A 14014-nucleotide genomic window follows, 5' to 3' on the forward strand; every position below is an offset into this window, starting at 1 on the left:
GGCCGTACTAAAGCCGCGTCCGACCAACCCCTGAAACGGACTCCCGCTAGCGCTTGCAACGGGATTGTTCCCGTTAGCCAGTGGTATTATTTCCTATAGGTGCCAAACACCAAAATGCTACGATTGATCTGCATCAGGTAACCCTTTTCGAAGGGCCTGAACATAGGGTGCCCGCATGTACACATCCATGTACACAGAACAAGCAAGTGGCCCGTAGACATATTTAAATTTAGCTTCATCCCGTGCTTTTTTGGGATGTAGAGCAGCTTTTTTTGCGTAACTTTGCGCCGGCGGATAGACCGTCGAAAACGAGGTATCTACTTTGACACAGGTTACTGTAAATCCCACGCCTACCCAACACGAGCTGACCTTTCGCCCGGCTGATTTCGCCACTCTGACCGAAGCACTGGATTATGCGGCTAAAGGCGACACCGGATCTAACTTCTATACCGGACGCGGCGCCATCTATGCCAGCGTGACCTACCGCGAACTGCGCCTTGAAGCCATCGAGCTGGCTCACAAGCTGCTGGGGTTGGGAATGAAAAAAGGCGACCGTGTCGCCCTGGTAGCGGAAACCAATCCGGATTTTATCCGCTTTTTCTATGCTAGTCAGTATGCGGGGTTAATCCCAGTAGCCCTGCCCGCCTCTGTGAAAGTGGGCGCTCACTGCGCATACGTTGCCCAGCTGAAGCAATTGCTTGAGGCCAGTGATGCTGTTATCGGTGTCGCCTCTGAGGGGTACCTCCCGTTCCTGCAAGAAGCCAGTGAAGACCTCGACATGCGCATGGTTGCCATGCCAGAAACATTCCATGCCCTGCCACACACCGAGCAAACGCTGCCGGAAGTCACTCCCGACGATATTTCCTACATTCAGTACACCTCCGGAAGCACGCGCTTCCCACGCGGCGTCGTCATCAAGCACCACACGGCATTGGCCAACCTCAAAGCTATCATCGCTGACGGACTCAAAATGAATGGCGACGACCGCATGATGTCGTGGCTGCCTTTCTACCACGATATGGGTCTGGTCGGTTTTGTGCTGGTGCCCCTGTGCGCTCAAGTCTCCATCGATTATCTCGATACGCGCGAATTCGCCATGCGCCCGCGTCAATGGCTGAGCCTGATGACAAAGACCAGGGCGACCATCTCCTTTGCACCCTCTTTCGGCTACGATCTGTGCGCGCGGCGGGTACGCTCCAAGGACGTCGACACTTACGATCTGAGCAACTGGCGCGTCGCGGGTATCGGCGCCGAGATGATTCGCCCGCAGACTCTCGAGCACTTCGCCGAAATCATGGAGCCCGCCGGCTTTGATCGCCGCGCCTTCCTCGCCTGCTACGGCATGGCCGAATGCACGCTAGCGATCAGCTTCTCTCCTTTGTGGACCGGCTTTACGACTCATCACATCGATGCAGATCACCTCTCGGAACACCACGAAGCTGTACTGCTCGATCAGAACGATACCCAGGGACGCGGCCGTCACTTCGTCAACTGTGGTATCCCGCTACCCAATTTCGAAGTGCAGATACGCGATGACGATAAAGTGCTGGGCGACTGGCAGAGCGGTGTTATCTACCTGCGCGGCCCCAGCGTCATGTCCGGCTACTTCAACCTTGCGGAAGAAACCAGTCACGCTCTGTGCCAAGACGGCTGGCTGAACACCGGTGATATCGGTTATCTGGTCGACGGCGTACTGACCATTACAGGCCGTAAGAAAGACCTCATTATTGTCCATGGCCGCAATATCTGGCCGCAGGATCTGGAACATATCGCCGAGACGCAGACCGAAGTTCGCGCCGGTGATGCCGTGGCCTTTTCCGCTCCGGACAGCGAGAGCGAAGAGCTGTGTGTGCTCATGGTTCAGTGCCGACTGTCTGACCCGGTGAAGCGCAACAACCTCATACGCCGACTCACTGCACTGGTTCGCATGGAAATGAGCCTCGACTGTTATGTGGAACTGGTCCCCATTCATTCCTTGCCCCGAACGTCTTCGGGCAAGCTTTCGCGCGCCAAAGCACGCCTCGACTTCATCAACAGCAACGACTTGGATAAGCTCGATGCGGCTGCTGAGGAAGTTCGCTTGAGGGTGGCCTCAGCCTGATCGCCCACGGACATCTGATCGCCGTTACCGGCGCAACAGGATTTATCGGTCTCTCTCTGTGCCAGCAATTGCTCTCACAGGGTTTTGCCGTGCGTATTCTGGCACGCAGCCCGATGCGAGCAATCGAACTGGAAAACATGGGCGCCAGCGTCGTGCAGGGCGACCTGGACAACCCCGAGGCGCTGGCGTCTCTCATATCAGGCTGTAATGCCATCATCCACGGAGCCGGCGTCGTTCGCGGCAACTCCCAGGCCGACTTCGACAGGGTCAACGTCCAGGGCACGGAAAATCTACTCGCCGCCATCAGTGTCTCGGGGCTGTCGCCAAGATTCCTGCTACTGTCTTCCCTCGTTGCCCGGGAACCCAACCTGTCCTGGTATTCCCGCAGCAAGCACGGTGGTGAGCAAGCCCTGCTGCGAGCCCCATCCCTTGACTGGGTGATTCTGCGCCCCCCTGCCGTTTACGGGCCCGGCGATCGGGAAATGCTGCCCATCTTCCAATTGATGCGGCGGGGCATTGCACTGGTTCCGGGGTCCCCTGACGCACGTATCTCGCTGATCCATGTTACGGACCTGGTGTGCGCGATCATCGCTTGCCTGCAGAGCGAAGAAGCCCGCGGCCAGACACTCTCTCTGCACGATGGCAAGTCGGGTGGCTACAGTTGGCGTGAAATGACCGACATTGCCGCTGACCTCTGGTCACGCAGGGTCCGGCTATGGCGCGTCCCGCAGGGACTGCTGAACAGTGTCGCCGCAATCAACACCCGTATGGCGAAGATAACGGGGCATGCACCCATGCTCACTCCCCCCAAATTGCGCGAGCTGCGTCACGAAAATTGGGTTGTAGAGAATACGCGAATAAAGCAGGCAACCGGCTGGGAACCCAGCATCCAGCTCAGACATGGATTGAGTGGGCTTGAGATTCAGCGCCCTGTGGAATAATCCGGTCACAATTTTAAAGTATAATGAAACACTGTTCACTCAGTGCCGCTCTAAAAAGGTTTTTCGTTCTTGGCAGATTTCATCATTGGCAGTCCCCTGCGCAAATGGGCTCGCGACCACCGTGTCCTGCGAGATGCCTTGTGGCGTATCGATTTCGTGTTTTTCTGGACGCTCACGACACTCGCCAAATCACTGCCAGCGGACGCCGCCTCTGGCCTGGGCTATCTGCTCGGCCGCTGTGTGCATCCGTTCCTCGGTAAAAAATCAGCCATTATTCGCACCAATCTGCACACGGCGTTTCCCGAGAAAAGCAGCGACGAGATCAACCGCCTGGTGCCCGAGGCCTGGGGCCGTATTGGCCGGACGTTGATGGAATACCCCCACCTGGGGGCTATTCTGGAGGACGACGCCAGGCTGACTATCGATGTCCGGGAACCCATCGAAACCTATAAGAATCCGAGCCAACCCTGCGTTATCGTGACTGCACACCAGAGCAACTGGGAGGTGGTCTGTTCCGCCATGGCCCGCATGAAAATACCCAATGCCAGCCTTTACTCGCCCCCGACCAATCCGCTACTGGACCGACTGCTGCTGGAGCAGCGCCAAGCCCTTAACAGCGAGCTTCTGCCCCGCGATCATGCCGCCCGCAAGCTGCTACAGGCTTTCAAAAAAGGCCGAAGCGTCGCTATGGTAATGGACCGGCGACTAGACGCGGGGGGGGCGCCCATTGAATTTTTCGGACACCAGAAAGGCGCTACCTTACTGCCGGCGCGGCTGGCACTAAAATTTGGCTGTGATTTAGTGCCCGTGCAGATAGTACGACGCAAAAATGCCCACTTCGAAGCTATTTTTCACCCCCCCATAAAGTCCCTTAACACTGGGGAAGATGAGACCATGCAGGCAATCAACATGACTCAGCAGGTGCACCAGCAATTTGAGGCCTGGATACGTCAGGTGCCCGAAGACTGGTTCTGCTCGAAACGAATCTGGCCAAAGGGTAAAATAGTAGCCGAATCTGGCCAAAACGGTGGCAAACACTATGGAATCTGAAAAGCCCTACCAATCGATCCGGTTATTCGATAACGAACTGCTCGAACGGCTGTCACATGTCCATCCGATTGTGCCACTGCTGCTCTGGGCACCACTGGCGTGCTGGCTTATCTGGCGTGGGTTTTATGTTTATGAACTGTCGCTCGTCCCATTAATGGCCGTTGGTCTTGCAGGACTGCTTGCCTGGACACTGAGCGAATACATGCTGCACCGTTTCGTTTTTCACTTCAAAGCCAGCGGCAAGGCCGGTAAATGGTTTGTCTACCTTTTTCACGGTAACCACCACGACGACCCCAAAGACAAATCACGTCTTGTCATGCCGCCGGCGGGAGCGATTCCCATTATGGCACTGCTCTATCTTCTGTTCGGTCTGGTCGTGCCTCAACCCTGGCTGCAACCTTTCTGTGGTACCTTTATTATCGGCTACCTGATTTACGACTACATACACTATTCCACGCATCACTTTCCCATGAAGAATCCGGTGGCGCGATTCCTCAAACATTATCACCTGAAACACCACCATTCCGGTGAGGGTGGACGCTACGGCGTAAGCTCTCCACTGTGGGACCGGGTATTCAGGACCGATCCAAGCCGCGGCTGAGTACGCGACGGTGCCGGAATTTTACCTCATACCCAAACGACTGGCGCGCAAATCACCGCGTCTTACCTCCATGGTGAAGTCAGTGGAGGCCGTTTCCTTCCGAGCGATTTTCTGGTTGATGCGTCGTCTGAGTGTAGAGAACGCCTTGCGCCTGTCCGGCTTCACCTTTGGGCTCATCGGCCCACTAACCGACAAGGCGAACAAGGCGAGGGAAAACCTTGCGATTGCCTTCCCAACTGAATCGGATGAGTGGCGGCGAAAAAACACACGCAAAATCTTCAATCACCTCGGCCGCTCAGCGGCGGAATTGATCAAACTGGACCAGATCTGGGCGGAGCGGGATGAACGCGTCGAACTGGTGTTTGAGCCGGGTGCACGAGAACACATGGCCAGCAAGCGGCCCACAGTTTACCTAACAGCCCACGTGGGCGCTTGGCAGGTAGCCACGCTGGTCACTCGTGAATTTGCCATCGATATCAGCGCCATCTACGCCCCCGAATCGAACCCGATAATGAGTGACGTGATGATGGGTTTGCGCCAGTCTCTCGGCGATCACCTGATACCCACCGATGCGGGCCCGCGACCGTTGATCCAAACCTTGAAAGACGGCGGCAGCATTGTCATGGCTATGGACACTCGACCGGAAACAGGTAAGTTGATTCCTTTTTTCGGCCGGGACGCTCTGACCAGCACAAGCCCCGCCGGACTCGCACTGCGCACTAACTCCACCCTGGTAGTGGCGAGAGCAGAACGGCTCCCCGGCGCAAAATACCGCATTACCGTCTACACACCACTGACCAGCCCGATTCCAGATGCGCCGGTGAAAGAGCAGTCAGTCGCGCTTACCGCGATGGTCCACGAGTATTTTGAAGCCTGGATCAGGGAATACCCAGAGCAATGGGTTTGTCTGAAACGACGCTGGCCGAAAGCACACAAACTATAGCACCCCGCTAATGCACCGCAGTAACGCTCGGCACGACGCCACCGCCGTCGATCGTAACACTCCCTATATTCCTGACCCAATGGCTTTTCCCTGCCGGACCAATCGGATAACATACTATTTTCCGTTGGCAGTGCGGCCCTGCCAGACGGCCACGACGCTGCGGAGCACTACTCATTTCCTCCAGTGACAACAATCGAACGCGCCTCTGGCTGACCTCACCCCATTTCTATCCAACCTATGGCGGCGCGCAAAACCGTTATCGCAGCTATATTCCAGGCCTGCTGCAGCGCAATCTCGACGTGCAGATAATGACGGGGACCCCACAAATACAGGAACGAAGCGAATCGGACACAAATGCCAAGTGGTACACCGCAGCGCCTGGAGAGTGGGTGGAAAGCACCCTGCTGGACGGTGCGCCTCTCGAGCGTATCCGCCTTCCCGATAAAAAAAACGCCGCCCGAACCGGCATTTACTACTCCGGACTGCTCGAGGTGTGTCAGCGCGCGACAGAAGGCCCTGTAGTCGCCCAACTGCTAACCAACATGAGGCCTCAGGCCCTGCCCTGGATCGAGCAATTGAAAGCCGCCGGAGTCGCCTCGCTTTACTCTGTGTCACAGTTTCCTACGTGGCAACAGAAACCACTGAAGCGTATTTTCCGAACCAGGGGCTATCGCGAGGTTTATAACGCCTTTGACGCACTGGTCACCAACAGTGAAGCCATTGAGCGTTTTTTACGCGACATAGGGGTCACCAGTCGCATCGAGTATATTCCCAACGGAGTTAACTTGAGCCGATTCCACCCGCCCCGGTCCACGCAAGACATTGAAGCACGGACAGAGCTGCGCGCAAAACTCGGGATACGCGAAGGTCACAAGGTCATCGTGGCGGTGGGCGCGGTGATGCCACGTAAGGGGCAAGACAAGATACTCGCCGCCTGGCGACGTATCCTGCCGCAACTGCCCAATACCGACCTGCTCTTCGTCGGACCCCGCTCGGATACACACGACCCCAAGCTAAAGGAATTCGGTCAGCAAATTGACCGCCTGATCGCCACTTCTGGAGCGCCAGAACAGGTGCACTTTACAGGCATCGTCGATGACGTAGACAACTATCTGCGCGCGGCAGATCTATTAATCCTCGCCTCCGGACGGGAGGGCACGCCAAACTCCGTACTCGAAGGCATGGCGACGGGCCTACCCTGCCTGGTAACACCGTTTCTCGGGCTATCCGAAGGGATTGGACGCCCTGAAGAGCACTACCGACTAGTCGACAGGGAAGAGGAAGCCATTGCTGCCGCGTTAACGGAAATCCTGCAGGACGCATCGCGCGGTCAATCACTGGCAGAGAATGGCCTTCGCTATGCGATCGAACAGGTGGACCAGGAAAATACCCTCGACCGCTACGCGGCGCTGTACGATGAGTTAGCCGCGCAAAGATCTAGCGCCAGCCAACGAAAGAGGCGTTGAGGAGATTCCCGTTGCGGGACACCAGCAGGCGCGCATTCGACCGAATCAGTACATCAAACGTTCTTTCTCCGTCACAAGCGGCGCGCCGGTCAGCAGTCGCTTGATTCGTTTCTTCGCCCGGTGCACAGGACGGTGTTCCTCGAACACCACAATGAAAACTTTGCGGAAGTGATTTTCCGGACAGTTAATGCGGCGCACGCCGTGCCAGGAGTTGCCGCGCCGTCCAAAAATCAAGCTGCGGTTCTCGCGGGTCTGCGCTGGATAAGCCGCATCAAAATCCTCAAAGCCCGGCGCGTTATCCGGGCTGATGCGGCCCCCGTCATCCAGAATGACAGTCTCACCACCCCAATCCCAATGCCAGTCTCGCTCGGTGTTCAGGTAGAAAATCTGGGAGCCGATCTTGCCTTTAGAATCGCAGTGGGGGGTTACCTCTCCCCCGTCGGGGGTGAAGTGCCAGTGAAAGCGGAAACGCACTTCCTTTACCTTTAACAGGCGGCAGACCAACGAGCGGTATGTATCGTCGCAGAGCTCCTCGATAAAATCTCGCCACTGGGGCGCGATCTCCATACCCCTTTCGTAGTCGAGCACGTAGCGGTCATGACTGCCCTGCCCATGCTTGCGCTGCTTACCAAAGAAGCCACGGAACTGAGTCGTATTGGGCATATTGTGCAGCAAGTCGTCGAATCGTTCCGGACGGATGAAGGCCTGGGGATTGATCCAGGGATAGGGTTCCTGCGCCCGGAACTGGGCTGTATCAATCGCATCCAGCACATCGGCATTAAGGTAGGACATGGATGTTCACATTACTGACATTACTGTGGTGCGCAGTATACGTCGGCGGGGGGCAAGGTGACAGTCACGCGGGCTTTCCAGGTCGCTTTAATCAGGGGCTTGAGGCCAAACCGGTTCGCACCCACCAGGCGGCGGGGCGTCAGGCGAGGGCCAGCGACCCTTTCAACAAGCCCGCCGTCCGGCTGCGAGCATTAGCGCAAGACAAGGCAGCCCCGCTGATGCGCGCAGTGCGCAAATCTCCGAAGGGGGAGCCCAGTCCGCTATTGACGATGAGGGCCACGGACAAGTCTCGCTCCGGATCTGCCCAGGCACCCGAGCCGCCGAAGCCGAAGTGCCCGAAGGCCTGCTGCGGAAAACCCCGGGTGGTTGCCACTCCGTGGTATCCGAGTCTCCAGCGCATATCGAAGGGTATGACAGACAAGCGGCCCGTGGGGCGCTGCAGTGTCGTGGCTTGCTCAAGCGCGCCTGCAGACAGCAGGCGCACACCTTCGAACTCGCCGCCATTGGCCAGCGTCGCATACATTTTTGCGAGGGAGCGCGCAGTGAAAAGGCCGTTCGCCGCGGGAATCGCCGCACGCAGCGATTCCGGTGAACCGAAATCAAAATCACTCACACCCCGCGGTGCCAGCGCGTCAAAAATACTGGAGAGATCCGAGTCCAGTCCAATATATCCCAGCGCCTTACTGAGGCCCGACGCGCCTTTTTCCAGCTTGTCGCCCAGCGACGTTTGCGCCAGTCGTCGGGTAACATCGGGGAACATGAGTTGCGCTGCACGCGGCAGCTCACGCTGTGGGGTGCCAATATAAAGGCCATCCAGCTTCAGGGGCCGGGCAATCTCCTGCTGTACCAGTGTAGAAAATTTCTTACCGGTTACCCGCTGAATTATCTCACCCACTAAAAAGCCGAACGTCAGACCGTGATAGCCCGTGCGTTTGCCCGGGGGATGTGCGGGCTTGGTCGCCTCAATGGCGCCGATCATATACTTCCAGTCGAGCATCCGGTCCACGTGATCGATCATCTGGCGGATGTGATAAAGGCCTGACTGGTGGGACAAAACCTGCCGAACAGTAATACGGGATTTACCCGCCTGGCCGAACTCTGGCCAGTAGGTGGCTACTCGCTCGTCATAATCAATCAAGCCCCGGTCGGCAAAAATATGCAGCAGCGTGGCGGCTACACCCTTTGTGGTGGAGAAACTGGGGGCCATCGTATCGCGAGTCCACAAGGTGTCCTCGTCATCCCGATAGCCACCCCATAAATCCACCACGGGCTCGCCTCTATGATACACACAGACCGCTGCGCCGCCGGAATAGTTCTGCAGCATATGGCGCAGGGTTTCCCCGACGGAGACGAAATCCGGATGTACCATTCCATCAAGGTTGAGTGCCTGCTTCTTTTTCAAACCCAACAGCATAGTGCCCCCAAGCGGATTGTGTCTAAGTTGCAATGTAACTGCATTGCTCACTACAGAACATAACACAGTTAAACGAGTGGAAAACATCCCTGATTTACCACGAGCATGGCTGGTCAGGACAGCCGCCAGAACGGATTCAAGCCGCCCGGCTCAAGTCGCCAAAAGACGGAAACCGCTATGCACAGACCGATGATTACTGCTTAAAAACAAGATCGCGCTCGTCTGCATGACGACACCCTGCGTGGCCGGGTCAAATGTTTCCCCTTGTTCAGTGGACGAACGACTAAAGAAAAACAGCGGAAGGCCCTAAATCGTAGTGCTCGGTAGACACCGGAGAGGCTTTGGCGGGACTGGCCCGAAACGAGGGCGCAAAAAATACGCCAAAAAGTAAAAAGCCTTCGATACTCTGCTGGGACGCAATGACAAACACTTGACGCTAGTTGAGAACCCGGTAGCCGCGACCGCCCAGGCATCGCTTGACGACCTCTACCTCGCTGCGCTCACCCTCGCTCGCGCCCCGCGCACCGCCACCGACCGCGCCAACACCGGCGCCCCGAGCAGCCCCCTCAACGCCACCGGTAATCGCTCCGATAAGGCCGCCCACCACCGCGCCTGATCCAGCACCCTTGGCCGTCTTTTCATTCGTCTTCACTTCACTGGCATAGGTCCGGCATTCAGCCAGATCCTGATTATAGGCATTCATATTTACGCCTTTCTGGTCAATAATAATTTCGTCCGTCGTCGTGCAGGCCGACAGTAGACACATTATCGCAATAACACTGCCTGAAGTTTTCATACTTACATCCCGCGCACTAAGCGCTTTTTTGTCCAATACGCTGAATAGGCTAGCACGGCCTGCAGGCAATTGCTCTCGAGGGCTCGATAAATTTTGCCCACTGGATTCATCACACCGCAATGCAACAGACGTGCCCTGCTACGCGCGAAATTGTCGCATCTATGCCGTGCCGCAAGACAATTGAGAAACACGGGCGGCACAGCCATCCGACAGGCCATCAGCCCGCATAGTGCCGCTGGCCGTCAACAAAATCGTTGGCATAGCGATCGCAATACAGGCCGAGCGTGAGCGACGGTGTCGCTGAGGCCCATTCCCGCCTTGATAGGCAGTTGCAGAATCCCAAAAGTCTGTCGGTCGAGCCAATGAAAGGCTAAACCAATGTGAGTCTGGACAGGCGATAACCAGCGAGACGCAAACTTATGGCAGAATGTTCTCCAACCGGCGCAGCAAGTGTGCACACAGATCACACCATTGAACGTTACCGTCGCAGTGACAATACCAATTGTCCCGGTTAATGCGAATGACCAGGGCGCAAGAAGACAATGGGAGCAGTATCATGAAGAACTCGCAGTGGGAAAATCTGACACTTTCACGTCAAGGCCGCGTACTGGAAGTGGCCTTCCAGGGCTCCAACAAGTTGAACAGCCTGAACAATGCGCTCATGCGGGAACTGACCGAGCTGGCCCAGCAGCTACAGTTCGACAGCGAACTGAGTGCCATCATACTCACCGGCACGCCTGAAACGTTTAGCGCAGGCATGGACCTTCGCGATCCGGAGTCGGCAAATGCCCGCAGCATGACAATTGCAGAGCAACGCCAACTCGTCAAGGTAGGGCCAGCCATGTGTGCGGCCTGGGAAGCACTGGAGCCAGTGACCATCGCGGCTATTGAGGGCTGGTGTATCGGCGGCGGCACGGCTCTAGCAGTGGCCTGTGACTGGCGAGTGGCCGCGGAAAACGCTTCCTTTTACGTGCCCGAATTAAAATTGGGAATGAATATGAGTTGGCAGAGCATACCGCGCTTTTCACATCTCATCGGCCCCTCGAAAACCAAGCAGCTACTGATACTGGCTGAACCTCTGAATGCGATCGCGGCAGAGCAGTGGGGCCTATGCGACTATGTCACTCCATCAGGGAACGCTCTAGCTAAAGCGCAGGCACTCGCGGAGCAGGTCGCGTCGATGCCGCCCGTGCCCGTGCGCATGGCGAAAAAGGCTATCAACAGCAGTGTCGGCGCGCTGGACAACGCAGTAAGCTTTATGGATGCAGACCAGTTCCTGCTGGCTCAAAACAGTGAGGATGCACAGGAGGGCATGCGCGCCTTTTTCGAGAAACGCGCGCCGCATTTCAAGGGTAATTGACGCGAGCCGTGTCGCAACCACAGACCAGATAAATCAGCGATACCCTCCGCCCTGCAGGGCAATACGCGAAGGCGGCAACCCCCAGCCCTGGGCATGAGCCGCCTCTTCCCGGAGCCGCTCAGGACCACCCAACAATTGCCGGTTGCAACCGATACGCTTGAACCAGTAGTGCAGGCCCAGCAATTCCGTAAAACCCATACCGCCATGCACCTCGGTAGCAGTGCGTGCAATAAAGCTGCCCGTTTCCGACAGGTGCGCTTTGGTGTGGCACGCAATCATCACATGCTCAGCGGGCGCCGTATCATAGGCATGGGCGGCATACCACAGCAGCGCACGACAGGGCTCCAGCTCTGCCGCCATTTCCGCACACAAATGTTTCACTGCCTGAAAGGAGCCGATCAGTCGTCCAAATTGCTGCCGCTCACCGGCATAAGCCACGGCCTTGTCGAGCATGGACTGGGCAGCACCCAGTGTATCCGCTGCATGCAAGATTCGTCCCGCTGAGAGCAGACGTGAGGCCACATCGCCCACCGCGGCCGAGAGTAACTCCGGGTTTACCTCTTGCAGATTTACCTCCCAGTGACACCGGGTGTCATCGATAGTGCGCAGCGCCACCCATTCAAGACCGGCTGCCTCCCGAGGAATAGCGTAGATATCACCTTCATCACAACTGCAAATCAATAACTGTGCATCTGGCGCGCCCTCTACCAACAACAAGCGACCGCTCAGCTTGCCTTGACGTGATGTGAGTGCCGCTCCCTCACGCACCCCGCCTGCATCGGATAATCCGACCGCAACCTGCAAATTACCCCGAACAATTGCGGGCAACCATTGCTCTTTCTGTGTCTCACTGCCGGCGAGCACAAGCGCCACTGTCGCCAGCACTGCGGCAGGCGCATAGGCGACCGGAGCAACGCGTGAACCCAGTAACTCCTGCACCAAAACCGCATCCAGCAGGGACAGGCCAAGACCGCCGTAGGCCTCTGGCACCAGCAGACCGGTTAAACCCATATCGACAATGCCCTGCCAAATTTCGAGATCATGCACCGGCCCCTCGGCCAGTGACGCGCGCAGTTTTTCAACACTGGTCACATTATCGAGATAGGCTGCGAAGCTTTCCTGCATCGCGCGTTGCTGTTCATTCAAGCCAAAATCCATCAGGCAACACCTCCCTCAACACGCTTCGGCTCTCGGGGCATACCCAGCCCCCGCTCCGCAATAATATTTTTCTGAATCTGTGCCGTTCCACCACCGATGATTAACCCAAGATCAAACATGAATTTACGCTGCCATTCACCACGGCGCCGCACACGCGGACTGTCGTTATACAGAATGCCCAATTCACCCATTGCATCGATAGCCAGCGCCGCGAGCTGATGATTGAGCTCGCAGCCCTGCAGCTTCACGATGAGGCGCGCCATCACGATCATCTCGCCACGCAGCCCGGCGCTCAACAGCCGCATACCGTTGTACTGCATGGCCAATACTCTGCCCTGCAAACGCAGCAAGCGATCGCGCAGCTGGGGGTTTTCCATCAGGCTAACCCCGTCCACAGTTTCCTCCTGCATCAGGGTAGCAAGATCATTCACCCGCCGACCCGCCTCGTTGGGGTCTCCCAACATACCGCGCTCAAACGTCAGCGTTGTGTTCGCCACCTTCCAACCCTCGCCCCGGGCACCCACCATACTGCTCTGCGGAACACGCACATCACTGAAAAATACTTCATTAAACTCCGCATGGCCCGTCATCGTTTTCAGCGGTCGTACCTCTATGCCCGGGGTATCCATTGGAAACAAAAGATAACTGATGCCCCGGTGCTTGGGCGCATCGGGTTCGGTGCGCACAAGGCAGAACATCATATCCGCCTGCTGGGCTGTACTGGTCCAGATTTTCTGGCCGTTTATCAGAAAATCATCGCCATCCTCCACCGCGTGAGTGCGAAGACTGGCAAGGTCTGAACCCGCTCCAGGCTCCGAGTAACCCTGACACCACAGCATTTCACCTCGCAGGGTGGCCGCAACGTATTGTTGTTTCTGCTCCTGTGTACCCAATTGCAACAACGTCGGCACCAGCATGGACACGCCCTGCCCCGCCAGCGCGCGAGGTGCGCGCGCACGCGCAAACTCCACGGCGACAATATGTGACTTCAGCGGATCCATATCACCGCCGTGACCACCGTATTGTTTGGGTATGCTACGCGCTGTATAGCCGCGCTCAATCAACAGCGCCTGCCATGCTTTGTACTCCTGGGGGATACGGTCAAGTGCCTGATAAGAGGGCCAATCGGGGCGAGAGGCTTCGAGAAAGTCCCGTACCTCCTGTCGGAATGCTTCGTACTCGGGCGTATAAGCGAGGTCCATAAGTGTACTCTTGTGATCTAAAAAACAGTTCGCATAATCACTGCAGACTGGACTGCGACGCAATCGCTCTGCCTTTGCTTTCTGCAGGAATAGAATAGCCACCTGCCCGACGGACATCAACGTCCGTTATCACACCGCAGTCGTTTAAAGCCGGCTACTCCCTTCTTCTGAGCAGATGTATACCAGGGTA

12 protein-coding genes are annotated in these 14014 nt (G+C 56.9%); 7 read left to right on the forward strand and 5 right to left on the reverse strand.

Translation table 11 applies throughout. The annotated features are described in order from the left end of the window. Positions 1–322 precede the first annotated feature (322 nt). The 6 genes from EYC82_RS11500 to EYC82_RS11525 all read left to right on the forward strand — a co-directional run bounded on the left by EYC82_RS11500 (position 323) and on the right by EYC82_RS11525 (position 7102). The gene (locus tag EYC82_RS11500) at positions 323–2101 is read left to right on the forward strand and encodes a fatty acyl-AMP ligase (RefSeq protein ID WP_279249677.1); all 1779 of its coding nucleotides are present in this window, start codon (positions 323–325) and stop codon (positions 2099–2101) included. Between the two features lie 17 nt (positions 2102–2118). Further along, a complete protein-coding gene (locus EYC82_RS11505) occupies positions 2119–3042 on the forward strand; it encodes an NAD-dependent epimerase/dehydratase family protein (RefSeq protein WP_279250693.1) in 924 nt (307 codons plus the stop codon). Positions 3043–3111: 69 nt separating this feature from the next. Beyond that, a complete protein-coding gene (locus EYC82_RS11510) occupies positions 3112–4092 on the forward strand; it encodes a lysophospholipid acyltransferase family protein (RefSeq protein WP_279249678.1) in 981 nt (326 codons plus the stop codon). Further along, positions 4082–4693 carry a sterol desaturase family protein gene (locus tag EYC82_RS11515; RefSeq protein WP_279249679.1) on the forward strand — a complete coding sequence of 204 codons (612 nt, stop codon included), beginning with the start codon at positions 4082–4084 and terminating at the stop codon, positions 4691–4693. The genes EYC82_RS11510 and EYC82_RS11515 overlap by 11 nt, the downstream gene beginning before the upstream one ends. A 10-nt stretch (positions 4694–4703) precedes the next feature. Next, entirely contained in the window at positions 4704–5636 is a 933-nt protein-coding gene (locus tag EYC82_RS11520; RefSeq protein ID WP_279249680.1) for a lysophospholipid acyltransferase family protein, read from the forward strand. 209 nt (positions 5637–5845) lie between these two features. Then, positions 5846–7102 carry a glycosyltransferase family 4 protein gene (locus EYC82_RS11525; protein WP_279250694.1) on the forward strand — a complete coding sequence of 419 codons (1257 nt, stop codon included), beginning with the start codon at positions 5846–5848 and terminating at the stop codon, positions 7100–7102. A gap of 45 nt (positions 7103–7147) precedes the next feature. On the opposite strand, the gene EYC82_RS11530 is transcribed toward EYC82_RS11525, so the two are convergent. The 3 genes from EYC82_RS11530 to EYC82_RS11540 all read right to left on the reverse strand — a co-directional run bounded on the left by EYC82_RS11530 (position 7148) and on the right by EYC82_RS11540 (position 10104). Then, positions 7148–7894 (reverse strand): 2OG-Fe(II) oxygenase, encoded by a 747-nt coding sequence (locus EYC82_RS11530; protein WP_279249681.1) that lies wholly within the window; start codon positions 7892–7894, stop codon positions 7148–7150. A gap of 139 nt (positions 7895–8033) precedes the next feature. Next, positions 8034–9308: a serine hydrolase domain-containing protein gene (locus tag EYC82_RS11535; protein WP_279249682.1), complete on the reverse strand. Its 1275-nt coding sequence runs from the start codon at positions 9306–9308 to the stop codon at positions 8034–8036. A gap of 436 nt (positions 9309–9744) precedes the next feature. Next, positions 9745–10104, reverse strand: coding sequence for a glycine zipper domain-containing protein (locus tag EYC82_RS11540; RefSeq protein ID WP_279249683.1), 360 nt, complete (start codon positions 10102–10104; stop codon positions 9745–9747). A gap of 556 nt (positions 10105–10660) precedes the next feature. Here EYC82_RS11540 and EYC82_RS11545 point away from each other — a divergent pair. Then, positions 10661–11464 carry an enoyl-CoA hydratase/isomerase family protein gene (locus EYC82_RS11545; RefSeq protein WP_279249684.1) on the forward strand — a complete coding sequence of 268 codons (804 nt, stop codon included), beginning with the start codon at positions 10661–10663 and terminating at the stop codon, positions 11462–11464. A 33-nt stretch (positions 11465–11497) separates the two neighbouring features. On the opposite strand, the gene EYC82_RS11550 is transcribed toward EYC82_RS11545, so the two are convergent. Together EYC82_RS11550 and EYC82_RS11555 are read right to left on the reverse strand one after the other, a co-directional pair. After that, positions 11498–12622 (reverse strand): acyl-CoA dehydrogenase family protein, encoded by a 1125-nt coding sequence (locus EYC82_RS11550; RefSeq protein WP_279249685.1) that lies wholly within the window; start codon positions 12620–12622, stop codon positions 11498–11500. Further along, the gene (locus EYC82_RS11555) at positions 12622–13824 is read right to left on the reverse strand and encodes an acyl-CoA dehydrogenase family protein (protein WP_279249686.1); all 1203 of its coding nucleotides are present in this window, start codon (positions 13822–13824) and stop codon (positions 12622–12624) included. The genes EYC82_RS11550 and EYC82_RS11555 overlap by 1 nt, the downstream gene beginning before the upstream one ends. Positions 13825–14014 lie beyond the last annotated feature (190 nt).

It is taken from the genome of Candidatus Marimicrobium litorale, from assembly GCF_026262645.1.
Taxonomy (GTDB): domain Bacteria; phylum Pseudomonadota; class Gammaproteobacteria; order Pseudomonadales; family Halieaceae; genus Marimicrobium; species Marimicrobium litorale.